Raw genomic sequence first — 23772 nt, 5'->3', positions numbered from 1 at the left:
CGATCAGATGGGTCAGAAAGTACATCCCACTGGCATTCGCCTGGGAATCGTCAAGGAGCACACGTCCGTCTGGTATGCAGACGGCGCGACTTACGCAGATTACCTCTTGAAGGATCTGAAAACGCGTGAGTACCTCCAGGACAAACTAAAAAGCGCGTCCGTAAGCCGTATCGATATTCATCGCCCGGCGCAAACCGCACGCATCACCATCCACACCGCTCGTCCCGGTATCGTTATCGGCAAGAAGGGTGAGGATGTCGAGAAGCTGCGTCAGGACCTGACCAAGCAGATGGGTGTGCCTGTGCACATCAACATCGAAGAGATCCGCAAGCCGGAACTCGACGCCATGCTGGTTGCGCAAAGCGTAGCTCAGCAGCTGGAGCGCCGCGTTATGTTCCGTCGCGCCATGAAGCGCGCCGTGCAGAACGCCATGCGTATTGGTGCCAAGGGCATCAAGATCCAGGTGAGCGGTCGTCTCGGCGGTGCCGAGATCGCACGTACTGAATGGTATCGCGAAGGTCGTGTGCCCCTGCACACCCTGCGTGCCGACATCGACTATGCCACCTACGAAGCTCACACCACCTACGGTGTGATCGGTGTCAAGGTTTGGATCTTCAAAGGCGAAGTGATTGGTGGTCGCCAGGAAGAGCTGAAGCCTCAAGCACCAGCGCCTCGTAAAAAAGCTGCTAAGTAAGGGGTACGCCAAATGTTGCAACCAAAGCGTACAAAATTCCGCAAGCAGATGACTGGCCACAACCGTGGTCTGGCACTGCGCGGTAGCAAGGTCAGCTTCGGCGAATTCGCCCTGAAAGCTGTTGCCCGCGGTCGTCTCACCGCCCGCCAGATCGAGTCGGCACGTCGTGCACTGACCCGTCACGTCAAGCGTGGCGGCAAGATCTGGATCCGTGTATTCCCGGACAAGCCGGTCACCAAGAAGCCTCTCGAAGTGCGGATGGGTAAAGGTAAGGGTTCCGTGGAGTACTGGGTTGCCCAGATCCAGCCAGGCAAGGTCCTGTACGAGATCGAGGGTGTTTCTGAAGAGCTGGCGCGCGAAGCTTTCGCTCTGGCCGCTGCAAAGCTGCCTCTCGCCACCTCCTTTGTTAAGCGGACGGTGATGTGATGAAAGCGAATGAACTTCGTGAAAAATCGGCACAGCAGCTGAACGAGCAACTGCTCGGCCTGCTGCGCGACCAGTTCAATCTGCGCATGCAGAAAGCAACTGGCCAGTTGGGGCAGTCGCACCTGCTCTCGCAAGTTAAGCGTGACATCGCTCGCGTGAAAACTGTGCTCAACCAGCAGGCAGGTAAGTGATCATGGCTGAAGCTGAAAAAACCGTCCGTACGCTGACTGGCCGTGTCGTCAGCGACAAAATGGACAAGACCATCACCGTTCTGATCGAGCGTCGCGTCAAGCACCCGATCTACGGTAAATACGTTAAGCGTTCGACTAAGCTGCACGCGCACGACGAAACCAATCAGTGCAAGATCGGCGACAAGGTTTCGATCACCGAAACCCGTCCGCTGGCCAAGACCAAGTCCTGGGCACTGGTTGAAGTCCTCGAACGCGCTGTTGAAGTCTAAGGGCTAGGGGTCGGAGAAATTTTATGATTCAGACTCAATCCATGCTCGATGTGGCCGATAACAGCGGCGCTCGTCGCGTCATGTGCATCAAGGTACTCGGTGGTTCGCACCGCCGTTACGCCGGCATCGGTGACATCATCAAGGTAACCGTCAAGGAAGCGATTCCTCGTGGCAAGGTCAAGAAAGGCCAGGTCATGACCGCGGTTGTCGTTCGCACCCGTCACGGTGTTCGTCGCGCTGACGGTTCCATCATTCGTTTCGACGGCAACGCTGCTGTTCTGCTGAACACCAAGCAAGAGCCGATCGGCACTCGCATCTTTGGGCCAGTGACCCGTGAGCTTCGTACTGAGAAGTTCATGAAGATCGTCTCGCTCGCCCCAGAAGTGCTCTAAGGAGATCCGACATGCAAAAGATTCGTCGTGACGACGAGATCATCGTGATCGCCGGCAAAGACAAGGGTAAGCGCGGTAAGGTGCTGAAGGTTCTGGCTGACGACCGTCTGGTCGTCGGTGGCCTGAACCTGGTCAAGCGTCATACCAAGCCTAACCCGATGGCGGGCGTTCAGGGCGGTATCGTCGAGAAAGAAGCGCCTCTGCACGCTTCCAACGTTGCCATTTTCAACGGCGAGACCAACAAGGCTGACCGCGTTGGCTTCAAGGTTGAAGACGGCAAGAAAATTCGTGTCTTCAAGTCGACCCAGAAAGCGGTTGATGCTTGAACACTGCTAGGTAGAAGACAATGGCACGACTCAAAGAGATTTACCGGAACGAAATCGCTCCCAAGCTTAAGGAAGAGCTTAAGCTGGGGAACGTGATGGAAGTCCCTCGCGTTACCAAGATCACCCTGAACATGGGCCTGGGCGAAGCGATCGGTGACAAGAAAGTCATCGAGCACGCAGTTGCCGACCTGGAAAAGATCACTGGCCAAAAGCCGGTCGTGACGTTCGCTCGCAAGTCGATTGCGGGTTTCAAGGTTCGTGAAGGTTGGCCGATCGGCGTCAAGGTCACTCTGCGCAGTGACCGTATGTACGAATTCCTGGATCGCCTGCTGGCTATCTCCCTGCCTCGGGTCCGCGACTTCCGCGGCCTGAATGCCAAGTCCTTCGACGGTCGTGGCAACTACAGCATGGGCGTTAAAGAGCAGATCATCTTCCCGGAAATCGACTACGACAAGATCGATGCTCTGCGCGGTCTGGACATTACCCTGACCACCACTGCTCGTTCGGATGACGAAGGCCGCGCCCTGCTGCGTGCTTTCAAATTCCCGTTCCGCAACTGATTGGAGTAGGAAAATGGCCAAGAAGAGCATGAAAAACCGCGAGCTGAAGCGTCAGCTCACGGTAGCCAAGTACGCCAAAAAGCGTGCTCAGCTGAAAGCGACCATCGTCGACCTGAACGCCTCTCCAGAAGAGCGTTTCGCCGCCGTTGTCGCGCTGCAGAAGCAGCCACGTGACGCCAGCGCTGCGCGCCTGCGCAACCGTTGCCGCCTGACCGGTCGTCCGCACGGCGTATACCGCAAGTTCGGCCTCGGCCGTAACATGCTGCGCCAAGCTGCCATGCGTGGCGACGTACCAGGTCTGGTCAAGGCCAGCTGGTAAGTCAGTCGGGTTTACAGGCGCCGGGGGAGCAATCTCCCGACCGTCGGTGGCCTCGCAACGAAACAAGCCCCTTCATGGGGCTTGTTTCGTTTCTGGCTTATGTCTAGAATTGCCGGCTCGCCTGAGCCTGGGTGTCCGCCCGGCGCGATCAGGTGGTTGTGATAGCCGCAAGGCTAATATTTCTTGTATCAGGAGCATCAAGCCCATGAGTATGCAGGACCCGTTAGCGGACATGCTAACTCGCATCCGTAATGCCCAGATGGCTGAAAAGTCCGTCGTGAGCATGCCTTCTTCGACTCTGAAGGTTGCGGTAGCCAAAGTTCTCAAAGATGAAGGTTACATCGCCGACTATCAAGTCACCAGCGAAGTCAAGCCCTCCCTGTCGCTCGAGCTGAAGTATTTCGAAGGCCGTCCGGTCATCGAAGAGCTGAAGCGCGCTAGCCGTCCAGGTCTGCGTCAGTACAAGGCCGTTACCGAACTGCCGAAGGTACGTGGCGGTCTGGGCGTCTCCATCGTCTCCACCAACAAAGGTGTGATGACGGATCGTGCTGCGCGCGCTGCCGGTGTCGGCGGCGAAGTTCTGTGCACAGTGTTCTAAGGGGAGATAGGCATGTCTCGCGTCGCTAAGAACCCCGTTAAGCTGCCCTCCGGTGTCGAAGTCAAATTCGCCGGCCAGCAGCTTTCGGTGAAGGGTGCCAAGGGCACTCTCGAACTGAACGTTCACTCCTCTGTTGAAGTTACCGAAGAAAGCGGCGAAGTACGTTTCGCTGCCCGCAACGGTGACCAGCAAGCTCGTGCCATGGCCGGTACCACCCGTGCTCTGGTCAACAACATGGTCCAAGGCGTCAGCCAAGGCTTCGAGCGCAAGCTCCAGCTGGTCGGTGTTGGTTACAAGGCACAGGCCAAGGGCAACATCCTGAACCTGGCTCTGGGCTTCTCGCATCCAGTGGATTACGAACTGCCAGCAGGTATCACCGCTGAAACCCCAAGCCAGACCGACATCCTGATCAAGGGTATCGACAAGCAGCTGGTGGGTCAGGTGGCCGCTGAAATCCGCGATTTCCGTCCGCCAGAGCCTTACAAAGGCAAGGGTGTGCGTTACGCGGACGAAGTAGTCCGTCGTAAAGAAGCCAAGAAGAAGTAGGGCCTAGCAAATGACCGACAAAAAAGTTACTCGACTGCGTCGCGCTCGCAAAGCACGCCTGAAAATGCACGAACTCGAAGTCGTGCGTCTCTGCGTGTTCCGCTCCTCGCAGCATATCTACGCCCAGGTCATTTCGGCCGACGGCAGCAAGGTTCTGGCAAGCGCCTCGACCTTGGACAAAGACCTGCGTGATGGCGCCACTGGCAACATCGATGCGGCCACTAAGGTTGGCAAGCTGGTAGCCGAGCGTGCGAAAGCCGCTGGCGTTTCTCAAGTTGCTTTCGACCGTTCTGGCTTCAAGTACCACGGCCGCGTCAAGGCGCTGGCTGATGCTGCTCGTGAAGGCGGGCTGGAGTTCTAAGTTATGGCAAATAACGACCAAAAGCGCGACGAAGGCTACATTGAGAAGCTGGTTCAAGTTAACCGCGTTGCAAAAACCGTCAAAGGCGGCCGTATCTTCACCTTCACCGCGCTGACCGTGGTAGGTGATGGCAAGGGTCGCGTCGGCTTCGGCCGTGGCAAATCGCGCGAAGTACCGGCTGCGATCCAGAAAGCCATGGAAGCTGCTCGTCGCAACATGATTCAGGTCGACCTGAAGGGCACCACCCTGCAGTACGCCACCAAGTCCGCCCACGGCGCGTCGAAGGTGTACATGCAGCCTGCCTCCGAAGGTACCGGTATCATCGCCGGTGGCGCGATGCGTGCTGTCCTGGAAGTTGCTGGCGTCCAGAACGTTCTGGCCAAGTGCTACGGTTCGACCAACCCAGTGAACGTGGTCTACGCCACCTTCAAGGGTCTGAAAGCCATGCAATCTCCTGAATCCATTGCTGCCAAGCGCGGCAAGACCGTCGAGGAGATTTTCTGATCATGGCAACCGTCAAAGTAACGCTGATCAAAAGCACCGCAGGTCGCCTGCCCAATCACAAGCTGTGCGTGAAGGGTCTGGGTCTGCGTCGCATCGGTCACACTGTAGAAGTCCTGGATACTCCCGAGAACCGCGGGATGATCAACAAGGCTTACTACATGCTGCGCGTCGAGGGTTAATCGATGAAACTCAATGATCTGAGTCCAGCGCCGGGTTCCCGTCGCGAGAAGCATCGTCCGGGCCGTGGTATCGGTAGCGGCTTGGGCAAGACCGGTGGCCGCGGCCACAAAGGTCAGACCTCCCGTTCCGGTGGCACCATCGCTCCGGGCTTCGAAGGCGGCCAACAGCCGCTGCACCGTCGCCTGCCGAAGTTCGGCTTCGTTTCGCTGAAAGCCATGGACCGCGCCGAAGTGCGTCTGTCCGAGCTGGCCAAGGTGGAAGGTGACCTGATCACCGTGCAATCCCTCAAGGATGCCAACGTGATCAACCAGAACGTACAGCGTGTGAAAATCATGCTGTCGGGCGAAGTCACTCGTGCAGTCACCCTCAAGGGTATCGCCGCCACCAAAGGTGCGCGCGCGGCTATCGAAGCAGCTGGCGGCAAGTTCGAGGAATAAATGGCTAAGCAAGGTGCTCTCTCTTCGCTCGGTAAGGGCGGGATGTCTGAACTCTGGGCTCGTCTGCGCTTCCTGTTCCTGGCGATCATCGTCTACCGGATCGGCGCGCACATCCCAGTGCCCGGAATCAATCCTGACCGCCTGGCGGAACTGTTCCGACAGAATGAGGGGACCATTCTTAGCTTGTTCAACATGTTTTCCGGTGGTGCGCTGGAGCGCATGAGCATCTTTGCACTGGGGATCATGCCGTACATTTCGGCATCGATCATCATGCAGCTCATGACCGCGGTCAGCCCACAACTGGAGCAGTTGAAGAAGGAAGGTGAAGCTGGCCGTCGCAAGATCAGCCAGTACACCCGCTACCTCACCGTGATCCTGGCGCTGGTCCAGGCCACTGGCATGTCCATTGGCCTGGCCAACCAGGGTGTGGCGTTCTCTACGAGCCTCGGCTTCCATTTCGTCGCGGTCGCCACCTTCGTGGCCGGCGCGATGTTCATGATGTGGCTGGGCGAGCAGATCACCGAGCGCGGTGTGGGCAACGGTATCTCGATGTTGATCTTCGCGGGTATCGTCGCCGGTCTTCCGAGGGCAATCGGGCAGTCTTTCGAGTCTGCACGCACAGGCGATATCAACATCTTCGCCCTGGTCGCCATCGGTTTGCTCGCAGTAGCGATCATCGGTTTCGTGGTGTTCATCGAACGTGGTCAGCGGCGTATCGCCGTTCACTACGCCAAGCGTCAGCAGGGCCGCAAGGTCTTCGCTGCGCAGACGAGCCACTTGCCGCTCAAGGTGAACATGGCTGGGGTCATCCCGGCCATTTTCGCCAGCAGCATTCTGCTGTTCCCGGCTTCGCTGGGTGCCTGGTTCGGCCAGTCCGAAGGTATGGGCTGGTTGCAGGACATCTCGCAGTCGATCGCTCCTGGTCAGCCGTTGAACATTCTGCTGTTTAGTGCAGGGATCATCTTCTTCTGCTACTTCTACACAGCGTTGATGTTCAACCCGAAAGACGTAGCGGAAAACCTGAAGAAGTCCGGTGCCTTTATTCCGGGCATCCGTCCTGGTGAGCAGTCGGCGCGCTACATTGATGGCGTTCTGACCCGTCTGACCATGTTCGGTGCTCTATACATGACGGCCGTGTGCCTGCTGCCCCAGTTCCTGGTGGTGGCTGCAAACGTTCCGTTCTACCTTGGCGGGACCTCGTTGCTGATCGTGGTAGTGGTTGTGATGGACTTCATGTCCCAAGTACAATCGCACCTCGTTTCACACCAGTACGAATCCCTGATGAAGAAAGCCAACCTGAAAGGCTACGGTGGCAGCAGCTTGCTGCGCTGAGTGGCCCCTAAGGTTCGAGGAGTTGGTGATGAAAGTTCGTGCATCGGTGAAAAAGCTGTGCCGCAACTGCAAGATTATTCGCCGCGAAGGTGTCGTGCGAGTCATCTGCAGCGCGGAGCCGCGTCACAAGCAGCGCCAAGGCTGAGTGTGATCCGCGTTACAAACCCAGCAGCTAGTGTGCTGCTGGGTTGATTAATCGTTTCTACAGCGATATCATCTTGCGCCCTATTTTCTTGGCTTCCGGGGCGTAGGTAGCTGTCAACTGGAGTTCCACTGAATGGCCCGTATTGCAGGCGTCAACATTCCAGATAACAAGCACACTGTTATCTCGCTGACCTACATCTATGGTGTCGGTCGCACAACTGCGCAGAAAATCTGTGCAGACGCTGGTGTCAACCCAGCCGCTAAGATCAAGGATCTGAGCGACGAGCAAATCGAAACCCTGCGTGGCGAAGTCGCGAAGTTCACCACCGAAGGTGACCTGCGTCGTGACATCAACATGAAGATCAAGCGCTTGATGGACCTGGGTTGCTACCGCGGCCTGCGTCATCGTAAAGGTCTGCCGGTTCGCGGTCAGCGCACCAAGACCAACGCACGCACCCGTAAGGGCCCGCGTAAGCCGATCCGCAAGTAACCGCCCGGGAATATAGACATGGCAAAACCTGCTGCTCGTCCTCGTAAGAAAGTCAAAAAGACAGTGGTTGATGGCATCGCCCACATCCATGCGTCTTTCAACAACACCATCGTGACCATCACCGACCGTCAGGGCAATGCATTGTCCTGGGCGACCTCCGGTGGTTCGGGTTTCCGTGGTTCGCGCAAATCCACCCCGTTCGCTGCGCAGATCGCTGCTGAACGTGCTGGTCAAGCTGCGCTGGAATACGGTCTGAAAAACCTCGACGTCAATGTCAAGGGTCCAGGTCCGGGTCGTGAGTCGGCTGTTCGTGCACTCAACGGCTGCGGCTACAAGATCGCCAGCATCACCGACGTGACGCCAATCCCGCATAACGGGTGCCGTCCGCCGAAGAAGCGTCGCGTGTAATCAGGAGACAGATAAATGGCACGTTACATTGGTCCAAAATGCAAACTGTCTCGCCGTGAAGGCACTGACCTGTTCCTGAAGAGCGGCGTTCGCGCTCTGGAATCGAAGTGCAACATCGAAGCAGCCCCAGGTATCCACGGCCAGCGCCGTGGCCGTCAGTCCGACTACGGTACCCAGCTGCGCGAGAAACAAAAAGTTCGTCGTATCTACGGTGTTCTGGAGCGTCAATTCAGCGGTTACTACAAGCTGGCTGCCTCGAAAAAAGGCGCCACTGGCGAGAACCTGCTGCAACTGCTCGAATGCCGTCTGGATAACGTCGTCTACCGTATGGGCTTCGGTTCGACTCGCGCCGAATCCCGTCAGCTGGTATCGCACAAGGCGATCAGCGTCAACGGCAAGACCGTGAACATTCCATCCTACCAAGTTCGTCCGGGTGACGTGGTCGCCGTTCGCGAGAAATCGTCGAACCAGCTGCGCATTGTTCAAGCCCTTGAACTGTGCGCCCAGCGTGGCCGCGTTGAGTGGGTAGACGTGGATGCTGCCAAGAAGTCGGGCGTTTTCAAGAACGTTCCTGCTCGCAGCGACCTGTCCGCCGACATCAACGAAAACCTGATTGTCGAGCTCTACTCCAAGTAAGGGCTAGAAAATAGGTGCATCCATGCAGATTTCGGTAAATGAGTTCCTGACACCCCGCCACATCGATGTGCAGGTTGTCAGTCCAACCCGCGCCAAGATCACGCTCGAGCCTCTCGAGCGTGGCTTCGGCCATACCCTGGGCAACGCGCTGCGCCGCATCCTGTTGTCCTCCATGCCTGGCTGTGCAGTAGTCGAGGCCGAGATCGATGGCGTACTCCATGAGTACTCCGCGATCGAAGGTGTACAGGAAGATGTCATTGAAATCCTGTTGAACCTGAAAGGCCTGGCTATCAAGCTGCACGGTCGTGACGAAGTTACGCTGACCTTGTCGAAAAAGGGTTCGGGGGTGGTTACCGCTGCCGATATTCAGCTGGATCACGATGTCGAGATCGTCAATCCCGATCACGTGATCGCGAACCTGGCGTCCAACGGCGCCCTGAACATGAAGCTCACCGTAGCTCGTGGTCGCGGTTACGAGCCGGCCGATTCCCGTCAGACCGACGAAGATGAAAGCCGCAGCATCGGTCGTCTCCAGTTGGACGCGTCGTTCAGCCCAGTGCGTCGTATCGCCTACGTGGTTGAAAACGCCCGTGTCGAACAGCGCACCAACCTGGACAAGCTGGTCATCGATCTTGAGACCAACGGTACCCTGGATCCTGAAGAGGCCATCCGTCGTGCCGCGACCATCCTGCAACAGCAGCTCGCTGCGTTCGTCGACCTCAAAGGTGACAGCGAACCGGTGGTTGTCGAGCAGGAAGACGAGATCGACCCGATCCTGCTGCGTCCAGTCGACGATCTGGAACTGACCGTACGTTCGGCCAACTGCCTGAAGGCGGAGAACATCTACTACATCGGTGACCTGATCCAGCGCACCGAAGTCGAGCTGTTGAAAACTCCGAACCTCGGCAAGAAGTCCCTGACCGAAATCAAGGACGTCTTGGCCTCTCGTGGTCTGTCTCTCGGCATGCGCCTCGACAACTGGCCGCCCGCAAGCCTTAAGAAAGACGACAAGGCGACTGCCTGATCGTCGTAATCACCGAACGCAGTGTTTGGTAAGGAATGAATCATGCGTCATCGTAAAAGTGGACGTCACCTGAGCCGTACCAGCTCCCACCGCAAAGCCATGTTCCAGAACATGGCGGTGTCGCTGTTCGAGCACGAGCTGATCAAGACTACCCTGCCGAAAGCCAAGGAGCTGCGTCGCGTTGCCGAGCCGCTGATCACCCTGGCCAAGGAAGACAGCGTTGCAAACCGTCGTCTGGCCTTCGACCGTACCCGTTCGAAGTCTGCCGTAGGCAAGCTGTTCAACGATCTGGGCAAGCGCTACGCTGCCCGTCAGGGTGGCTACCTGCGCATCCTGAAGTGCGGTTTCCGCGCTGGCGACAACGCGCCTATGGCGTACGTCGAGCTGGTTGATCGTCCAGTCGGTGGTGCTGTAGAAGCCGCTGAATAAGACGTCAGTCTGTTACAAGGAACCGGGCCTCGCGCCCGGTTTTTTGTGCGTGGTTGAATTGTAAAAATCTATCAACCAAAGCAAATTAATGAATTTGTCCTGAGAGGCATGCCTGCGGATACTGAGCCCAAGCCATCACCATCGGCACCGTCCGTACAGCAGGAGCCCTCATGAGTCAGATTCTTACCACCGCCAGCGGCGCACCCGTTGCAGATAACCAGAACTCCCGCTCCGCTGGAGCCCGTGGTCCGTTGCTGCTCGATGATTTCCACCTGCTCGAGAAGCTGGCGCACTTCAATCGTGAAAACATCCCAGAGCGCCGTGTGCACGCCAAGGGTTCGGGCGCTTATGGCACCTTCACGGTCACCCAGGACATCACGGCGCTGAGCAGTGCTCGTCTGTTCTCCGAGATCGGCAAGCGTACCGAGATCTTCCTGCGCTTCTCCACCGTCGGCGGCGAGCGTGGTTCGGCCGACACCGAGCGTGACCCGCGCGGTTTTGCGGTCAAGTTCTACACCGAGGAGGGCAACTGGGACATCGTCGGCAACAACACGCCGGTGTTTTTCATTCGTGACCCTCTGAAGTTCCCGGACTTCATCCACACCCAGAAGCGTCATCCGCAGACCAACCTGAAAAGCGCGCAGATGATGTGGGACTTCTGGTCGCATTCGCCCGAGGCGCTGCACCAGGTCACCATTCTGTTCTCCGACCGTGGTATCCCGGATGGCTACCGCCACATGCATGGCTTCGGCAGCCACACCTACAGCCTCATCAGCAGCACGGGGGAGCGCACGTGGGTGAAGTGGCACTTCAAGACGCAGCAAGGCATCAAGACCCTGTCGCCCGCCGATGCCGCACGCCTGGCGGGCACCGAGCCGGACTACGCGCAGCGCGACCTGTTCGACGCCATCGAGCGTGGTAACTTCCCCCGCTGGACGGCCTATGTGCAGACCATGAGCGAGCGTGAGGCCCAGGAGCGCGCAGAGCATCCGTTCGATGTGACCAAGACCTGGTCGCAGAAGGATTACCCATTGCAGGAGGTAGGTGTCCTGGAGCTCAACCGCAATCCGCAGAACTACTTCGCTGAAGTGGAGCAGGCTACCTTCGGCCCCAGCAACATGGTGCCCGGTGTCGGTCTGTCTCCAGACCGCATGCTGCAGGGCCGCGTGTTCGCCTATGCCGATGCGCACCGCTACCGTGTCGGCACCAACCACCAGCAGTTGCCGGTCAACGCGCCACGTAGCCCTGTTCACAGCTACCAGCGTGACGGCGCCATGGCCTTCGGCAGCAATGGTGGCGCTGCGCCCAACTACGAGCCCAATAGCTACGCCAATGCGCCCAAACAGTCGCCGCGTCATGCCGAGCCTGCACTAGCCCTGTCAGGCAATGCGGACCGTCATGACCACCGTGAAGACCGTGACTACTTCAGTCACGCCGGTGCACTGTTCCGCCTGATGACGGCCGACCAACAAGCGCTGTTGATCAGCAACATCGCCGGCGCCATGGCAGGCGTCAGCCTCGACGTCGTGCAGCGACAGCTGCAGTACTTCTACCAGGCCGACCCGGCGTACGGTGAAGGCGTCGCACGTGCACTGGGCGTCACGCTCGGCTGAGTCTAAATGATAAGAATAACCGCCTGCATCCAGGCGGTTTTCAATGCATATCACTACCGTTTGCAGGATTTAATCCACGCGATCCTGCATTTTTCAGTGACCTGAAGCCCATCCTGGTTCACACTATGTCCATCACTGTCATTGTGGAGCACCAGGGTAATGCAAGGTCACCCGGACGTAATCGACTACCTCAACACGTTGCTGACGGGCGAACTGGCGGCACGCGACCAATACTTCATTCACTCGCGGATGTACGAAGACTGGGGCTTGAGCAAGCTCTACGAACGTATCAATCACGAGATGGAAGAGGAAACGCAGCACGCCGATGCCCTGATGCGCCGGATTCTGATGCTCGAAGGCACGCCGCGCATGCGCGCGGACGATCTCGACGTCGGCACGACCGTGCCGGAGATGCTGGCTTCCGACCTGCGCCTGGAATACAAGGTGCGCGCAGCGCTGTGCAAGGGTATCGAGCTGTGCGAACTGCACCGTGACTACGTCAGCCGCGACATCCTGCGCGTGCAACTGTCGGACACCGAAGAAGACCACGCCTACTGGCTGGAAAAGCAGCAGGGCTTGATCAAGTCGATCGGTTTGCAGAATTACCTGCAGTCCCAGATGTAAAGGCCGCACTGTGCGTGAATACGCACTGCCATACGCGACACGCGACACCAAAGCCGTCGTCCCTCACAGGGCGACGGCTTTTGCGTTTCCTCAGGCGCGATCACGCTCCAGCAGAGGCTTGAGGTAGTGGCCCGTGTAGGACTGCTTCATCTCGGCCAACTGCTCGGGCGTACCGCTGGCGATGATCTGCCCGCCCTTGGAGCCGCCTTCGGGGCCCAGGTCGACCAGCCAGTCGGCGGTCTTGATCACGTCCAGGTTGTGCTCGATCACCACCACGGTGTTGCCGTGGTCACGCAGCCGGTGCAGCACGTCCAGCAGTTGCTGGATGTCGGCGAAGTGCAGCCCCGTGGTGGGTTCGTCGAGGATGTACAGCGTCTTGCCCGTGTCGCGCTTGGACAGTTCGCGAGACAGCTTGACCCGCTGCGCCTCGCCACCGGACAGCGTCGTGGCCGACTGCCCCAGCTTGATGTAGGACAGGCCCACGTCCATGAGGGTCTGCAGCTTGCGCGCCAGCGCCGGCACCGCGTCGAAGAAGCTTCGGGCGTCCTCGATGGTCATCTCCAGCACATCGTGGATGTTCTTGCCCTTGTACTTGATCTCGAGCGTCTCGCGGTTGTAGCGCTTGCTCTTGCAGACGTCGCACGGCACGTAGATGTCGGGCAAGAAGTGCATCTCGACCTTGATCAGCCCGTCGCCCTGGCACGCCTCGCAGCGTCCGCCCTTGACGTTGAAGGAGAACCGCCCCGGGCCGTAACCCCGTGAGCGCGACTCGGGTACCCCGGCGAACAGCTCACGGATCGGTGTGAACAGCCCGGTGTAGGTCGCCGGGTTGGACCGAGGCGTTCGCCCGATCGGACTCTGGTCGATGTCGACGACCTTGTCCAGGTGCTGCAGGCCGTCCATGCTGGCGTGAGGCGCAGCCTCCAGCGTGCTGGCGCCATTGAGCGCAGTCGCGGCCAAGGGGAACAGGGTGTTGTTGATCAGCGTCGACTTGCCCGAGCCGGACACACCGGTCACGCAGGTCAGCAGCCCGATCGGCACCTCCAGGTCGACGTTCTGCAGGTTGTTGCCCCGCGCCCCTTTGAGTTTGAGCGACAGCTTCTTGTTGCGCGGGGTGCGCTTGCCAGGCACGACGATCTTCTTGCGCCCGGACAGGTACTTGCCGGTCAGCGAGTCGGGATGGTCCATGACCTCCTGGGGCGTGCCTTCGGCGACGATGCTGCCGCCATGCACGCCGGCGCCGGGGCCGATGTCGACCACGTAGTCGGCCAGGCGAATGGCGTCCTCGTCGTGCTCGACCACGATCACGGTGTTGCCCAGGTCGCGCAAGTGGTTGAGCGTCGCCAGCAGGCGGTCGTTGTCGCGCTGGTGCAGGCCGATCGACGGCTCGTCGAGGATGTACATCACCCCCACCAGGCCGGCGCCGATCTGGCTGGCCAGGCGAATGCGCTGCGCCTCGCCGCCGGACAGCGTGTCCGCGCTGCGATCCAGCGTCAGGTAATCGAGGCCGACGTTGACCAGAAACTGCAGGCGCTCGCAGATCTCCTTGAGGATCTTCGAGGCGATCTCGCCACGGCGTCCGGTCAGGGTGAGGTCGCCGAAGTAGGCGCTGGCGTCGCCGATGGGCAGGCTGGTGACGGCCGGCAGGGTCTTTTCGCCGACCCAGACGTGGCGCGCCTCGCGACGCAGGCGTGTGCCGCGGCAGTCAGGGCAGGGCTGGGTACCCAGGTACTTGGCCAGCTCCTCGCGCACGGAGGTCGACTCGGTCTCGCGGTAGCGACGTTCCAGGTTCGGAATGATGCCTTCGAACGGGTGGGAGCGCTTGACGATGTCGCCACGGTCGTTGAGGTACTTGAAGTCGACGTTCTGCTTGCCGCTACCGTGAAGGATGACCTTCTGGTGGTCGGCCGACAGTTGCCCGAAGGGCTTGTCGATGCTGAAGCGGTAGTGTCCGGCCAGCGAGCCGAGCATCTGGAAGTAGTAGACGTTGCGCCGATCCCAGCCGCGGATGGCCCCTTCGGCCAGCGTCAGTTCGGTGTTGATCAGGCGCTTGGTGTCGAAGAACTGCTTGACCCCCAGGCCATCACACGTCGGGCAGGCTCCGGCCGGGTTGTTGAACGAGAACAGCTTGGGTTCCAGTTCGCTGATGGCATGGCCGCAGATCGGGCAGGCGAAGCGCGCAGAGAAGATCGTCTCTTCGCCTGCCTCGTCGTCCATGGGCGCGACCAGGGCGATGCCGTCGGCCAGCTTGAGCGCGGTCTCGAAAGATTCGGCCAGGCGCTGCTGCAGGTCTTCGCGCACCTTGAAGCGGTCCACGACCACGTCGATGCTGTGCTTCTTCTGCTTGTCGAGCTTGGGCAGCTCGTCCATCTCGTACAGCTTGCCGTTGACCCGAGCGCGCACGAAGCCCTGCGCGCGCAGTTCGTCGAACACGGCCAGGTGCTCGCCCTTGCGTTCGCGGATCACGGGCGCCAGCAGCATGAGCCGGCGACCTTCTGGCTGCTCGAGCACCAGGTCGACCATCTGGCTGACCGTTTGCGCTTCCAGCGGGATATCATGGTCCGGGCAGCGCGGCGTCCCGACGCGGGCGTAGAGCAGGCGCAGGTAGTCGTAGATCTCGGTGATGGTGCCGACGGTGGAGCGGGGGTTGTGGGAGGTGGATTTCTGCTCGATGGAAATCGCCGGCGACAGCCCTTCGATGGTGTCCACATCGGGCTTTTCCATCATCGACAGGAACTGGCGGGCATAGGCCGACAGCGATTCCACGTAGCGTCGCTGACCCTCGGCGTACAGCGTGTCGAACGCCAGGGAGGACTTGCCGGAACCGGACAGGCCGGTGATCACGATCAGCTTGTCGCGCGGCAGGGTCAGGTCGATGTTCTTCAGGTTGTGGGTGCGTGCCCCACGAATCAGGATCTTGTCCACTGCGGCCTCGCTTGGCGGGCATAAACGACGAAGTATACGGCGCACGGCCATCACGCGGCAAAGCGTCGCGCAGATGCCGTCAAGCTGTCGGACTGATAGAATTCCTGCCGGTTCATATGAGGTTACTCCATGCACGACGCTCCCCATGATCGCATGAGCGGCAGCGAAACCCGCGCCGCCAGCGGCCTGGCCCTTGTCTTCGCCTTCCGCATGCTGGGCATGTTCATGGTGCTGCCGGTTCTGGCCACCTACGGCATGGACCTGGCAGGCGCGACCCCTGCGTTGATCGGCCTGGCCATCGGCGCCTACGGGCTGACCCAGGCGGTGTTGCAGATCCCTTTCGGGATGGTGTCCGACCGGATCGGCCGTCGGCCGGTCATCTACGTCGGCCTGGTGCTGTTCATCCTCGGCAGCTTGCTGGCGGCCCAGGCCGACTCCATCTGGGGCATCGTCGCCGGTCGCGTCCTGCAGGGCGCGGGCGCCATCTCGGCGGCAGTCATGGCCTTGCTGTCGGACCTGACTCGCGAGCAGCACCGGACCAAGGCCATGGCCATGATCGGCATGAGCATCGGCCTGTCGTTCGCCGTGGCGATGGTGGTCGGCCCGTTGCTGACCCGCGCGTTCGGGCTGTCGGGCCTGTTCCTGGCCACGGCGGCGCTGGCGGTGGTCGGCATCGGCCTGATCGCCTTCGTCGTGCCGGCCGGTCACAGCGTGTTGCAGCACCGCGAATCCGGCGTGGCCCGCCAGGCCCTGGGCCCGACCTTGCGCAACCCGGACCTGCTGCGCCTGGACGTCAGCATCTTCATCCTCCATGCCATCCTCATGGCCAGCTTCGTGGTCCTGCCCCTGGCGTTCGTCGAGCGTGGCGGGTTGCCCAAGGAGCAGCACTGGTGGGTGTACCTGACGGCCTTGCTGATCTCATTTTTTGCAATGATCCCGTTCATCATCTACGGCGAAAAAAAGCGCAAGATGAAGCGTGTGCTGCTCGGCGCGGTCAGTGTCCTGCTGCTGGTGGAGCTGTTCTTCTGGCAGTGGGCTGACAACTTGCGCGGACTGGTGACGGGCACCGTGGTATTCTTTACGGCCTTCAACCTGCTGGAGGCGTCGTTGCCTTCGCTGGTCAGCAAGGTATCGCCTGCGGGTGGCAAGGGCACGGCCATGGGGGTGTATTCCACCAGCCAGTTCCTCGGCGCTGCCCTGGGCGGCATCATGGGTGGCTGGTTGTTCCAGCACGGTGGTCTGGGGACGGTGTTCCTCGGTTGCGCAGGGCTTTGCCTGGTCTGGCTGCTCGCGACACTGGGCATGAACGAGCCGCCCTACGTGACCAGCCTGCGCCTGCCGTTGTCGCCTGGCGCGTTGCGCGAGGCCGGATTGACCACGCGCCTGATGGCCGTGCCGGGAGTGACCGATGCCGTAGTGGTAGAGGAAGAAGCTGCCATCTACATCAAACTCGATACGAAAATTTTGGATCGCGCGACCCTCGAGCGTCTGGTAGACCCGACCTCGACCGCGCGTGAAGCCTAGGAGAACGTTATGGCCCGTGGGGTTAACAAAGTCATTCTGGTCGGTACCTGCGGCCAGGATCCCGAAGTCCGCTATCTGCCCAACGGTAACGCCGTGACCAACCTGAGCCTGGCGACCAGCGAGCAGTGGACCGACAAGCAGTCCGGTCAGAAGGTCGAGCGCACCGAGTGGCACCGCGTTTCCCTGTTCGGCCGCCTGGCCGAGATCGCCGGCGAATACCTGCGCAAGGGTTCCCAGGTGTACATCGAGGGCAAGCTGCAGACCCGCGAGTGGGAAAAGGACGGCATCAAGCGTTACACCACCGAAATCATCGTCGACATGCAGGGCTCCATGCAGCTGCTCGGCGGCCGTCAGCAGAACCAGGACGGTGGCGGTCAGTACAACCAGGGTGGTGGCAACTACAACCAGGGCCAGGGCCAGGGCGGCAACGAGTACAACCAGGCTCCGCCGCGTCAGCAGGCCCAGCGCCCGCAGCAGGCGCCACAGCGTCCGCAGCAGCAACAGCAACAGCAACCGGCACCGCAGCAGCAGCCGGCGGCCGATTTCGACAGCTTCGATGACGACATTCCGTTCTGAGTCCAGCCGTCAGGCATCGCGCCAGACCAGAAACCCGGGGCTCTCGCTCCGGGTTTTTTTATGCCTGCCGTGAGGAAACGCGAACACACGCTAGCGAAGACATGAAGTAGTCCGAAGAAACTTCTTATTTTGCTGTAGGGGGTTTCTGAACTTGCGCCTGCGCGCTCTATCCCCTGTCGCGATTGCTTAGCATCCAAGCTTTCAAGGGAGTGGACCATGCAATCGGAACCTCAAGCAATCGATCAGCAAGCCGTCAGGTTGACGGCCTTGTCAGGGGACTATCGCATTTCAGGATTCAGCGAAGCGTACGCCACCTATCTTGAAAGCTGCGAAAAGGGTGCTGGTTACGCAGGGGCGTGCCTGCTCCTGGTGGGGGTTCCTCTCGCCCTGCTGGCCATCGGGACGGCGCTGTTCGGACCGTCGACGATCTACTATCCCATTTCCAGCGGCCCGTCCCTGTTCCAGTACATCCAGATCTACCCAGGACCGATCATGACCGTGGGTGGTGCGCTGTGCACTGCAGGCGCCGCGCTGTATTCAAGGCGGGCAGTGAGGCCATCGGCGTTTTTCCGAAACACCTACGAGCTGGTCGCCCCCGATGGGCAGGTCGTGACCGACAGGGCGTGGATCCACTACTTGGGAGGGGACGATTTCCGCATCGATATCAGCGAGTGACGCGCTGAATCGAGAAGAAAGTGAGGCACGTCTGCCTTCCGTTGGCAGAGGGGCGATGCGTACGCGTGCAAACCGATTCGCGCCCCCTTCGGCAGTCGGTAGCAACTTACTTCAGCGTGACACGCTCGCCACACAGGTCCAATCCGAACCAATGCTCACAGTCCTGTGCATCCAGCCCCGCGCCCAATAGGGCGAACAGCTTGCCCAGCGCCGCTTCGCGGGTCATGCCACCGCCACTGACCAGCCCGGTATCCCGCAGTCGACTGCCGGCTTCGTAGGTGTCGAATTGCACCGCGCCTTCCGGGCATTGGCTGATGGCGGCGATGACCACACCATCGCGGTGCGCCTCGCTCAGGGCATCGAGCAGGGCCTGGTCTTCCGACGGGCCGGTGCCACTGCCATAGCACTCCAGCAGCAGCCCTTGGACGCCACTGGCCAGCACGGCACGCACGTGTGCAGCGCGTACGCCGGGGAACATCGGCAGGACCGCCAGATTGACGGGCTGGCGGCGCTGGCGGTAGCTCAGTGCCTCGGGCACCGCGTCGGCTGTCTGGCCATGGCGTTCGCGCGGCAGCGCGGCAAAGGCGTCGAAGGCCTCGCTGCGCAGCTTGGAAGCCCGGCAGCCGTGCAGCAGCTTGCCATGGAAGTAGAGCTGCACACCGTCGTCCAGGCCGCGCTCGAGCGTGTGCAAGGCGCCACACAGGTTGTCCCAGGCATCGCTGTCGGGCACGCCTGCCGGCAGCATCGAGCCGGTCAGCACGACCGGTACGGGCAGGCCGAGCAGCAGGAAGGACAGGGCCGCTGCGCTGTAGGCCAGGGTGTCGGTGCCGTGCAGCACCAGCACGCCGTCATGTCCGTCGCGTTCGACGGCCTCGACGATGGCCTCGCGCATGGCCAGCCAATTGGCCTGTTGCATGTTGGCGCTGTCGATCAGCGGGTCGAGTTCGCGCAGGGTCCAGCTCAGCTGAGGGGCATCGCTGCAGGTGGCGAGGTACTCGCGCATCCGCGCCTCGAAGCCGCCCGCAGGCACAAGGCCCGCAGGTGTCTCGAGCATGCCGATGGTGCCCCCGGTGTAGAGGACGAAGAGATTCTTGACTGCACGCATGGCGCATTCCGTAGCGAGAAAGGCAGAGAAAGGCAGCCGCCCGCGGACGGGGCGGCTGGCGCAGAGGGTGAATCAGTGGCGGGCGTGTGCCGGCGCTGACGCCGTGGCGGCAGGGGCGTCGACGGTCGGGTTGGCTGGCCAGGCGGCACGGTCCAGGTCCAGGTCCTGGAAATTCGCCGAGTCGAACACCGGTTGCTTGATACCGGCACGACGCTGGGCATCGTAGTCGCGCATCACCCGCAGGCCGACCTTGAACAGCAGGGTCAGGGCGATCAGGTTGACGAAGGCCAGGCACGTCATGGTGATGTCGGCGAAGGCGAACACGGTCGACAGGTCCTGCGTCGAGCCCCAGATCACCAGCACCAGTACCAGGGCACGGAAGCCCATCAGCACGGCGCGGTTGCGGGTCAGGAACTGCAGGCTGTTCTCGCCCAGGTAGTAGTTGTAGAGGATGCAGGTGAAGACGAACAGCGACAGCGCCACGCTGACGAAGATGCGGCCCCAGTCACCGACCACGGCAGCCAGGGAGTTCTGCGTCAGGACGATGCCGTCACCTTCGAAGCCAGGGGTGTAGAAGCCCGACAGCAGGATCAGCAGCGCGGTGCAGGTGCAGATCACGAAGGTGTCGAGGAACACGCTGAACGCCTGCACCACGCCTTGCGCGCCAGGGTGCTTGACGGCCGCCACGGCTGCCACGTTCGGAGCGCTGCCCAGGCCGGCTTCGTTGGCGAACACGCCACGCTTCACACCCATGACGATGGCGCTGCCCAACAGACCGCCAAAGGCAGGGTCCAGACCGAAGGCACTCTTGAAGATGGTTTCCAGCATGGCCGGCACGTGTTCGATCTGTGTGCCGATCACGTACAGCGTCACGCCGATGTAGGCCATGGTCTTGACCGGTACCAGCAGGTCCGAGACCGAAGCGATGCGTTTGATGCCACCGATGAAGGTGAGCGCCAGCAGCACGGCCAGCACGATGCCGGTGTGGGTCGGCTCGAAGGCGAAGGCGTTCTGCAGCGAGTGGGTCACGGTGTAGGACTGCAGGCCGATGAAGGCGAAGCCGTAGGTGACCAGCAGCAGGAGCGAGAAGACGATCGCCATGCCTTTGAATTTCAGGCCGTGCAGGATGTAGTAAGCCGGGCCGCCGCGGTACAGGCCGTCGCCGTCGGCGCGCTTGTAGACCTGGGCCAGGGTGCATTCGAAGAAGCTGCTGGCCATGCCCACCAGGGCAGTGACCCACATCCAGAACACGGCGCCAGGGCCGCCCAGGGTCACGGCAATGCCGACGCCTGCGATGTTACCGGCACCGACGCGACCGGCCAGGCTGAGCATCAGGGCCTGGAAAGAACTCAGTTGGCCTGCCTGGCCGCGCAGCGATTCCTTGAAGACGCCGAACATGTGTCCAAAGTGGCGGAACTGCACGAACCGCGAGCGGATCGTGAAGTAGCTGCCGAGTCCGACGATCAGCACGATGAGGAGTTTCCCCGAGAGGAAATCGTTGAGCGCATCAAGCATGGAAGAACCTCGATTCTTATTTTCTTGGCATGGAAAATCGGCACGACACGGGCGCGCCGATGCCATGGGGCGCATGGTTGTGCATGACAAGTGCAGTTACAATTTCGCGGCTTGCTCTGAATTGATGCGACTTGATGCTATGATGGCGCCCATAGCATCACCCGGACGCCCACGATGAGCGAACATTTCGCCGCCAATCTCAAGCTTGCCTGCAGCCATTACCGCTCCATTTCCGAGGTCTGCCGACAGCTGTCGATCAACCGTGCCCAGTTCAACAAGTACCTGAGCGGGCAAAGCCAGCCCACACCGTACAACCTCAAGCGCATCGGCGATTTCTTCGGTGTCGAGGACTACGAGTTGAGGCTGCCTGGCGAGCAGTTCGCCCAGTTGTTCGGTGCGCGCCAGGCAACGCCGGTCACCGCTCCGGACGGCGATCCGATCAGCGAGCTGTTCAAGCCTCTGCTCGCGCATGCAGGCAACCTGTCGCGCTACTGCGGCTACTACTTCGAGTATTCCAACTGCCTCTCGGTCCCCGGCATGATCCTGCTGTCGCTGGTGCACCTGCGCGAAGAGCGGGGGACGTTCGTGTTCGAACGCCAGGAGCGTCAGGAGCGCACCAGCAGCACCGACGTGCAGGCCGAGGACTGGGTCCGCTGCCGCTACCTGGGCGCCGCCTTCCAGTTGCAGGATCGGCTGTACCTCGTCGACTACGAGTCGCTGACCTTGAACGAGATGAGCCAGACCATCCTGATCCCCAGCTTCAAGAGCCGTATCACCCGGCTCAATGGCCTGAAGGCCGGGGTCTCCAGTGGCGACCGACGCAACCCGGCCTGTACCCGGGTGGTCTGGGAGTACCTGGGGACCGAGATCAACCGCATCAGTACCTACCGCCAGGTCAAGCTGTACCGCCCCGATGATCCGCGTATCGACGACGATGTGCGCGAGCGCCTGAGCGCCAGGCCTTCGAGCAACGGGCTGTTCGAAGTGGAGTGACGTGCCGCAGGCAGTGCGCGACGGTGCAGGCCGCCAGGGTTGCGCTCTGCCGAAAAGAACCCGCAAAATGGCTGCCTTCTCCAACCACCTGTCCGGATCTGCTGACTCTATGCGAATGCGCCTGATGCTGTTGGGGGGTGGAAGTGCCCTGGGGCAATCGCTGATTCGCCTCGGCGCCGAGGAAGACATCCAGTTTCTGGCGCCACGACCGCCCGAACAGGGCTGGGACGCCGCGAGCCTGACGCAGCTGCTCGATGACCACCGCCCCGATGCGCTGGTCAACCTGGCCTACTACTTCGACTGGTTCCAGGCCGCGTCGGTCAGCGAGCCGCGCCTGGCCCTGCAGGAACGGGGTGTCGAGCGCCTGGCCGAGCTGTGCCAGCACCACCAGATCACCTTGGTCCAGCCTTCGAGCTACCGGGTCTTCGACGGCTCGCGCGCCACGGCGTACAGCGAGAAGGATGAGCCGGTGCCGCTGAGCCTGCGTGGCCAGGCGCTCTGGCGCATCGAGCAGAGCGTGCGCGCCGCCTGCCCACAGCATGTGCTGCTGCGCTTCGGCTGGTTGCTCGACGACAGTCGCGAGGGCGTGCTCGGGCGTTTCCTGACGCGTGCCGAGCAGCCCCACGAGCTGTTCCTGGCCGACGACCGGCGCGGCAATCCGACGCCGGTGGACGATGCCGCGCGGGTGATCCTCTCGGTGCTCAAGCAGCTCGACTGCGCCGCGCCGCTCTGGGGGACCTACCACTACGCAGGCAACGAAGCGACCACGCCGCTGGCGCTCGGCCAGGCGATCCTGGGTGAAGCCGCGCAGTGGCAGAAACTGGCCATCCAGGCGCCCACCGCCCAGGCGCATGCCGCGCGTGCCGATGCCAGCGAAGAACCCCAGCACGCCGTGCTGGCCTGCAAGAAAATCCTGCACACCTTCGGCATCAAGCCGCGCGCCTGGCGCGCCGGCTTGCCCTCTCTCCTGGATCGGTTCTATCGACATGGCTGACGCGCCCATTCTGATCACCGGCGGTGCCGGTTTCATTGGTTCGCACTTGAGCGACGCGTTGTTGAGGCAGGGCCATGCGGTCCGCATCCTCGACGACCTGTCCACCGGCAAGCGCGACAACCTGCAGCTGCACCATCCCCGGCTCGAACTGATCGAGGGCGACGTGGCCGACGCGGCGCTGGTCGCGCGTGCCATGCAGGGCTGCCAGGCGGTGGTGCACCTGGCCGCGGTGGCGTCCGTGCAGGCCTCGGTCGACGACCCGGTACGCACTCACCAGAGCAACTTCATCGGCACCCTCAACGTCTGCGAGGCGATGCGCATCGAGGGCGTCCGGCGCGTGGTGTTCGCGTCCAGCGCCGCGGTCTATGGCAACAACGGCGAAGGTCAGTCCATCGTCGAGGACACGCCGAAGGCCCCGCTGACCCCCTATGCGGTGGACAAGCTGGCCAGCGAGCAGTACCTGGATTTCTACCGTCGGCAACATGGGCTGGAGCCGGTCGTGTTCCGCTTCTTCAACATCTTCGGGCCACGCCAGGATCCGTCCTCGCCATACTCCGGCGTGATCAGCATCTTCGCCGAGCGGGCCAGCAAGGCCATGCCGATCACCGTGTTCGGCGATGGCGAACAGACGCGCGACTTTTTCTACGTAGGTGACCTGGTCAAGCTGCTGGTGCAAGGGCTGACGTTGCCGACGGTGGAAGAGGGCGCCATCAACGTCGGGCTGAACAAGGCCACCTCGTTGAACCAGCTGTTGGCGGCACTGGGGGAGGTGCTGGGCGGGTTGCCTGCGATCAGCAACGGCCCTGCGCGGTCGGGTGACATCCGCCATTCGCGGGCGGACAACCAGCGCCTGCTGACGCGGTTGCGCCTCGACGAGCCCACCCCGCTGGTGGAAGGCCTGGCGCTGCTGCTGGGGCGTTGATCGCCGGCCAGAAACAGGCGCGGCGTGCTTGGCACGCCGC

Annotated in this window: 32 protein-coding genes; 29 read left to right on the top strand and 3 right to left on the bottom strand. The window is 61.3% G+C overall.

Annotated elements, in window-relative coordinates:
- Positions 1 to 7: 7 nt before the first annotated feature.
- From rpsC to bfr, 23 genes are all read left to right on the top strand, one after another.
- A complete protein-coding gene (rpsC, locus tag G7Z99_RS12595; protein ID WP_060392311.1) occupies positions 8 to 694 on the top strand; it encodes a 30S ribosomal protein S3 in 687 nt (228 codons plus the stop codon).
- A 12-nt stretch (positions 695 to 706) separates the two neighbouring features.
- On the top strand, positions 707 to 1120 hold the full coding sequence (rplP, locus tag G7Z99_RS12590; protein WP_009397508.1) for a 50S ribosomal protein L16: 414 nt from the start codon (positions 707 to 709) through the stop codon (positions 1118 to 1120).
- Positions 1120 to 1311 carry a 50S ribosomal protein L29 gene (rpmC, locus tag G7Z99_RS12585; protein WP_002555481.1) on the top strand — a complete coding sequence of 64 codons (192 nt, stop codon included), beginning with the start codon at positions 1120 to 1122 and terminating at the stop codon, positions 1309 to 1311. The genes rplP and rpmC overlap by 1 nt, the downstream gene beginning before the upstream one ends.
- 2 nt (positions 1312 to 1313) lie before the next feature.
- Complete coding sequence (rpsQ, locus tag G7Z99_RS12580; protein ID WP_023534981.1) at positions 1314 to 1580, top strand: 30S ribosomal protein S17; 267 nt, start codon at positions 1314 to 1316, stop codon at positions 1578 to 1580.
- 23 nt (positions 1581 to 1603) lie between these two features.
- Entirely contained in the window at positions 1604 to 1972 is a 369-nt protein-coding gene (gene rplN, locus G7Z99_RS12575) for a 50S ribosomal protein L14 (RefSeq protein ID WP_008089810.1), read from the top strand.
- Between the two features lie 11 nt (positions 1973 to 1983).
- Complete coding sequence (gene rplX / locus G7Z99_RS12570; RefSeq protein WP_060392312.1) at positions 1984 to 2298, top strand: 50S ribosomal protein L24; 315 nt, start codon at positions 1984 to 1986, stop codon at positions 2296 to 2298.
- A gap of 20 nt (positions 2299 to 2318) precedes the next feature.
- A complete protein-coding gene (rplE, locus tag G7Z99_RS12565) occupies positions 2319 to 2858 on the top strand; it encodes a 50S ribosomal protein L5 (protein WP_060392313.1) in 540 nt (179 codons plus the stop codon).
- 13 nt (positions 2859 to 2871) lie between these two features.
- Positions 2872 to 3177, top strand: coding sequence for a 30S ribosomal protein S14 (gene rpsN / locus G7Z99_RS12560; protein WP_181094254.1), 306 nt, complete (start codon positions 2872 to 2874; stop codon positions 3175 to 3177).
- 205 nt (positions 3178 to 3382) lie between these two features.
- Positions 3383 to 3775 carry a 30S ribosomal protein S8 gene (rpsH, locus tag G7Z99_RS12555; RefSeq protein ID WP_060392315.1) on the top strand — a complete coding sequence of 131 codons (393 nt, stop codon included), beginning with the start codon at positions 3383 to 3385 and terminating at the stop codon, positions 3773 to 3775.
- Positions 3776 to 3787: 12 nt separating this feature from the next.
- Positions 3788 to 4321 (top strand): 50S ribosomal protein L6, encoded by a 534-nt coding sequence (gene rplF / locus G7Z99_RS12550; protein ID WP_060392316.1) that lies wholly within the window; start codon positions 3788 to 3790, stop codon positions 4319 to 4321.
- 10 nt (positions 4322 to 4331) lie between these two features.
- On the top strand, positions 4332 to 4682 hold the full coding sequence (gene rplR, locus G7Z99_RS12545; RefSeq protein WP_008089801.1) for a 50S ribosomal protein L18: 351 nt from the start codon (positions 4332 to 4334) through the stop codon (positions 4680 to 4682).
- 3 nt (positions 4683 to 4685) lie between these two features.
- Positions 4686 to 5186: a 30S ribosomal protein S5 gene (gene rpsE, locus G7Z99_RS12540; RefSeq protein ID WP_060392317.1), complete on the top strand. Its 501-nt coding sequence runs from the start codon at positions 4686 to 4688 to the stop codon at positions 5184 to 5186.
- 2 nt (positions 5187 to 5188) lie between these two features.
- Entirely contained in the window at positions 5189 to 5365 is a 177-nt protein-coding gene (gene rpmD / locus G7Z99_RS12535) for a 50S ribosomal protein L30 (RefSeq protein ID WP_010220317.1), read from the top strand.
- Positions 5366 to 5368: 3 nt separating this feature from the next.
- Positions 5369 to 5803, top strand: a complete 435-nt coding sequence (gene rplO / locus G7Z99_RS12530; protein WP_060392318.1) for a 50S ribosomal protein L15 — start codon at positions 5369 to 5371, stop codon at positions 5801 to 5803.
- Positions 5804 to 7135 carry a preprotein translocase subunit SecY gene (secY, locus tag G7Z99_RS12525; protein WP_181094252.1) on the top strand — a complete coding sequence of 444 codons (1332 nt, stop codon included), beginning with the start codon at positions 5804 to 5806 and terminating at the stop codon, positions 7133 to 7135.
- A gap of 28 nt (positions 7136 to 7163) precedes the next feature.
- Positions 7164 to 7280, top strand: coding sequence for a 50S ribosomal protein L36 (gene rpmJ / locus G7Z99_RS12520; protein ID WP_002555468.1), 117 nt, complete (start codon positions 7164 to 7166; stop codon positions 7278 to 7280).
- A 132-nt stretch (positions 7281 to 7412) separates the two neighbouring features.
- The gene (gene rpsM / locus G7Z99_RS12515; protein ID WP_003255457.1) at positions 7413 to 7769 is read left to right on the top strand and encodes a 30S ribosomal protein S13; all 357 of its coding nucleotides are present in this window, start codon (positions 7413 to 7415) and stop codon (positions 7767 to 7769) included.
- 18 nt (positions 7770 to 7787) lie between these two features.
- On the top strand, positions 7788 to 8177 hold the full coding sequence (rpsK, locus tag G7Z99_RS12510) for a 30S ribosomal protein S11 (protein ID WP_060392320.1): 390 nt from the start codon (positions 7788 to 7790) through the stop codon (positions 8175 to 8177).
- A 15-nt stretch (positions 8178 to 8192) separates the two neighbouring features.
- Positions 8193 to 8813, top strand: a complete 621-nt coding sequence (rpsD, locus tag G7Z99_RS12505) for a 30S ribosomal protein S4 (protein ID WP_181094250.1) — start codon at positions 8193 to 8195, stop codon at positions 8811 to 8813.
- A gap of 22 nt (positions 8814 to 8835) precedes the next feature.
- Positions 8836 to 9837, top strand: coding sequence for a DNA-directed RNA polymerase subunit alpha (locus G7Z99_RS12500; RefSeq protein ID WP_003255452.1), 1002 nt, complete (start codon positions 8836 to 8838; stop codon positions 9835 to 9837).
- Positions 9838 to 9879: 42 nt separating this feature from the next.
- Positions 9880 to 10266 (top strand): 50S ribosomal protein L17, encoded by a 387-nt coding sequence (gene rplQ, locus G7Z99_RS12495; RefSeq protein WP_060392322.1) that lies wholly within the window; start codon positions 9880 to 9882, stop codon positions 10264 to 10266.
- 170 nt (positions 10267 to 10436) lie between these two features.
- Positions 10437 to 11879, top strand: a complete 1443-nt coding sequence (locus tag G7Z99_RS12490) for a catalase (RefSeq protein WP_181094248.1) — start codon at positions 10437 to 10439, stop codon at positions 11877 to 11879.
- A gap of 159 nt (positions 11880 to 12038) precedes the next feature.
- Positions 12039 to 12503 carry a bacterioferritin gene (gene bfr / locus G7Z99_RS12485; RefSeq protein ID WP_181094246.1) on the top strand — a complete coding sequence of 155 codons (465 nt, stop codon included), beginning with the start codon at positions 12039 to 12041 and terminating at the stop codon, positions 12501 to 12503.
- 90 nt (positions 12504 to 12593) lie between these two features.
- On the opposite strand, the gene uvrA is transcribed toward bfr, so the two are convergent.
- Positions 12594 to 15428, bottom strand: a complete 2835-nt coding sequence (uvrA, locus tag G7Z99_RS12480) for an excinuclease ABC subunit UvrA (RefSeq protein ID WP_181094244.1) — start codon at positions 15426 to 15428, stop codon at positions 12594 to 12596.
- A gap of 129 nt (positions 15429 to 15557) precedes the next feature.
- Between uvrA and G7Z99_RS12475 the strand changes: the two genes are divergently transcribed.
- From G7Z99_RS12475 to G7Z99_RS12465, 3 genes are all read left to right on the top strand, one after another.
- On the top strand, positions 15558 to 16952 hold the full coding sequence (locus G7Z99_RS12475; RefSeq protein ID WP_181094242.1) for an MFS transporter: 1395 nt from the start codon (positions 15558 to 15560) through the stop codon (positions 16950 to 16952).
- Between the two features lie 9 nt (positions 16953 to 16961).
- Positions 16962 to 17528 (top strand): single-stranded DNA-binding protein, encoded by a 567-nt coding sequence (locus tag G7Z99_RS12470; protein ID WP_181094240.1) that lies wholly within the window; start codon positions 16962 to 16964, stop codon positions 17526 to 17528.
- Between the two features lie 216 nt (positions 17529 to 17744).
- A complete protein-coding gene (locus G7Z99_RS12465; RefSeq protein WP_181094238.1) occupies positions 17745 to 18203 on the top strand; it encodes a hypothetical protein in 459 nt (152 codons plus the stop codon).
- A gap of 106 nt (positions 18204 to 18309) precedes the next feature.
- On the opposite strand, the gene G7Z99_RS12460 is transcribed toward G7Z99_RS12465, so the two are convergent.
- Positions 18310 to 19308, bottom strand: coding sequence for an asparaginase (locus G7Z99_RS12460; RefSeq protein ID WP_181094236.1), 999 nt, complete (start codon positions 19306 to 19308; stop codon positions 18310 to 18312).
- Between the two features lie 72 nt (positions 19309 to 19380).
- Positions 19381 to 20823 carry an alanine/glycine:cation symporter family protein gene (locus tag G7Z99_RS12455; RefSeq protein ID WP_181094234.1) on the bottom strand — a complete coding sequence of 481 codons (1443 nt, stop codon included), beginning with the start codon at positions 20821 to 20823 and terminating at the stop codon, positions 19381 to 19383.
- A 174-nt stretch (positions 20824 to 20997) separates the two neighbouring features.
- Between G7Z99_RS12455 and G7Z99_RS12450 the strand changes: the two genes are divergently transcribed.
- The 3 genes from G7Z99_RS12450 to G7Z99_RS12440 all read left to right on the top strand — a co-directional run bounded on the left by G7Z99_RS12450 (position 20998) and on the right by G7Z99_RS12440 (position 23732).
- A complete protein-coding gene (locus G7Z99_RS12450) occupies positions 20998 to 21816 on the top strand; it encodes a helix-turn-helix domain-containing protein (RefSeq protein ID WP_181094232.1) in 819 nt (272 codons plus the stop codon).
- A 109-nt stretch (positions 21817 to 21925) separates the two neighbouring features.
- The gene (locus G7Z99_RS12445; protein ID WP_181094230.1) at positions 21926 to 22810 is read left to right on the top strand and encodes a sugar nucleotide-binding protein; all 885 of its coding nucleotides are present in this window, start codon (positions 21926 to 21928) and stop codon (positions 22808 to 22810) included.
- A complete protein-coding gene (locus G7Z99_RS12440) occupies positions 22803 to 23732 on the top strand; it encodes an NAD-dependent epimerase/dehydratase family protein (protein WP_181094228.1) in 930 nt (309 codons plus the stop codon). Before G7Z99_RS12445 ends, G7Z99_RS12440 begins: the two co-directional genes overlap by 8 nt.
- Positions 23733 to 23772: the final 40 nt, after the last annotated feature.

It is taken from the genome of Pseudomonas entomophila (assembly GCF_013523165.1).
GTDB lineage: Bacteria > Pseudomonadota > Gammaproteobacteria > Pseudomonadales > Pseudomonadaceae > Aquipseudomonas > Aquipseudomonas entomophila_A.
Note: the sequence above shows the minus strand (reverse complement) of the source record. Positions and strands in the feature narration are given on the sequence as shown.

Excerpts from the sequence above, each read along its gene's own strand:
- rpsC (WP_060392311.1), top strand. The coding sequence starts at position 8 with ATGGGTCAGAAAGTACATCCCACTGGCATTCGCCTGGGAATCGTCAAG.
- rplP (WP_009397508.1), top strand. The coding sequence starts at position 707 with ATGTTGCAACCAAAGCGTACAAAATTCCGCAAGCAGATGACTGGCCAC.
- rpmC (WP_002555481.1), top strand. The coding sequence starts at position 1,120 with ATGAAAGCGAATGAACTTCGTGAAAAATCGGCACAGCAGCTGAACGAG.
- rpsQ (WP_023534981.1), top strand. The coding sequence starts at position 1,314 with ATGGCTGAAGCTGAAAAAACCGTCCGTACGCTGACTGGCCGTGTCGTC.
- rplN (WP_008089810.1), top strand. The coding sequence starts at position 1,604 with ATGATTCAGACTCAATCCATGCTCGATGTGGCCGATAACAGCGGCGCT.
- rplX (WP_060392312.1), top strand. The coding sequence starts at position 1,984 with ATGCAAAAGATTCGTCGTGACGACGAGATCATCGTGATCGCCGGCAAA.
- rplE (WP_060392313.1), top strand. The coding sequence starts at position 2,319 with ATGGCACGACTCAAAGAGATTTACCGGAACGAAATCGCTCCCAAGCTT.
- rpsN (WP_181094254.1), top strand. The coding sequence starts at position 2,872 with ATGGCCAAGAAGAGCATGAAAAACCGCGAGCTGAAGCGTCAGCTCACG.
- rpsH (WP_060392315.1), top strand. The coding sequence starts at position 3,383 with ATGAGTATGCAGGACCCGTTAGCGGACATGCTAACTCGCATCCGTAAT.
- rplF (WP_060392316.1), top strand. The coding sequence starts at position 3,788 with ATGTCTCGCGTCGCTAAGAACCCCGTTAAGCTGCCCTCCGGTGTCGAA.
- rplR (WP_008089801.1), top strand. The coding sequence starts at position 4,332 with ATGACCGACAAAAAAGTTACTCGACTGCGTCGCGCTCGCAAAGCACGC.
- rpsE (WP_060392317.1), top strand. The coding sequence starts at position 4,686 with ATGGCAAATAACGACCAAAAGCGCGACGAAGGCTACATTGAGAAGCTG.
- rpmD (WP_010220317.1), top strand. The coding sequence starts at position 5,189 with ATGGCAACCGTCAAAGTAACGCTGATCAAAAGCACCGCAGGTCGCCTG.
- rplO (WP_060392318.1), top strand. The coding sequence starts at position 5,369 with ATGAAACTCAATGATCTGAGTCCAGCGCCGGGTTCCCGTCGCGAGAAG.
- secY (WP_181094252.1), top strand. The coding sequence starts at position 5,804 with ATGGCTAAGCAAGGTGCTCTCTCTTCGCTCGGTAAGGGCGGGATGTCT.
- rpmJ (WP_002555468.1), top strand. The coding sequence starts at position 7,164 with ATGAAAGTTCGTGCATCGGTGAAAAAGCTGTGCCGCAACTGCAAGATT.
- rpsM (WP_003255457.1), top strand. The coding sequence starts at position 7,413 with ATGGCCCGTATTGCAGGCGTCAACATTCCAGATAACAAGCACACTGTT.
- rpsK (WP_060392320.1), top strand. The coding sequence starts at position 7,788 with ATGGCAAAACCTGCTGCTCGTCCTCGTAAGAAAGTCAAAAAGACAGTG.
- rpsD (WP_181094250.1), top strand. The coding sequence starts at position 8,193 with ATGGCACGTTACATTGGTCCAAAATGCAAACTGTCTCGCCGTGAAGGC.
- G7Z99_RS12500 (WP_003255452.1), top strand. The coding sequence starts at position 8,836 with ATGCAGATTTCGGTAAATGAGTTCCTGACACCCCGCCACATCGATGTG.
- rplQ (WP_060392322.1), top strand. The coding sequence starts at position 9,880 with ATGCGTCATCGTAAAAGTGGACGTCACCTGAGCCGTACCAGCTCCCAC.
- G7Z99_RS12490 (WP_181094248.1), top strand. The coding sequence starts at position 10,437 with ATGAGTCAGATTCTTACCACCGCCAGCGGCGCACCCGTTGCAGATAAC.
- bfr (WP_181094246.1), top strand. The coding sequence starts at position 12,039 with ATGCAAGGTCACCCGGACGTAATCGACTACCTCAACACGTTGCTGACG.
- G7Z99_RS12475 (WP_181094242.1), top strand. The coding sequence starts at position 15,558 with ATGCACGACGCTCCCCATGATCGCATGAGCGGCAGCGAAACCCGCGCC.
- G7Z99_RS12470 (WP_181094240.1), top strand. The coding sequence starts at position 16,962 with ATGGCCCGTGGGGTTAACAAAGTCATTCTGGTCGGTACCTGCGGCCAG.
- G7Z99_RS12465 (WP_181094238.1), top strand. The coding sequence starts at position 17,745 with ATGCAATCGGAACCTCAAGCAATCGATCAGCAAGCCGTCAGGTTGACG.
- G7Z99_RS12460 (WP_181094236.1), bottom strand. The coding sequence starts at position 19,308 with ATGCGTGCAGTCAAGAATCTCTTCGTCCTCTACACCGGGGGCACCATC.
- G7Z99_RS12455 (WP_181094234.1), bottom strand. The coding sequence starts at position 20,823 with ATGCTTGATGCGCTCAACGATTTCCTCTCGGGGAAACTCCTCATCGTG.
- G7Z99_RS12450 (WP_181094232.1), top strand. The coding sequence starts at position 20,998 with ATGAGCGAACATTTCGCCGCCAATCTCAAGCTTGCCTGCAGCCATTAC.
- G7Z99_RS12445 (WP_181094230.1), top strand. The coding sequence starts at position 21,926 with ATGCGAATGCGCCTGATGCTGTTGGGGGGTGGAAGTGCCCTGGGGCAA.
- G7Z99_RS12440 (WP_181094228.1), top strand. The coding sequence starts at position 22,803 with ATGGCTGACGCGCCCATTCTGATCACCGGCGGTGCCGGTTTCATTGGT.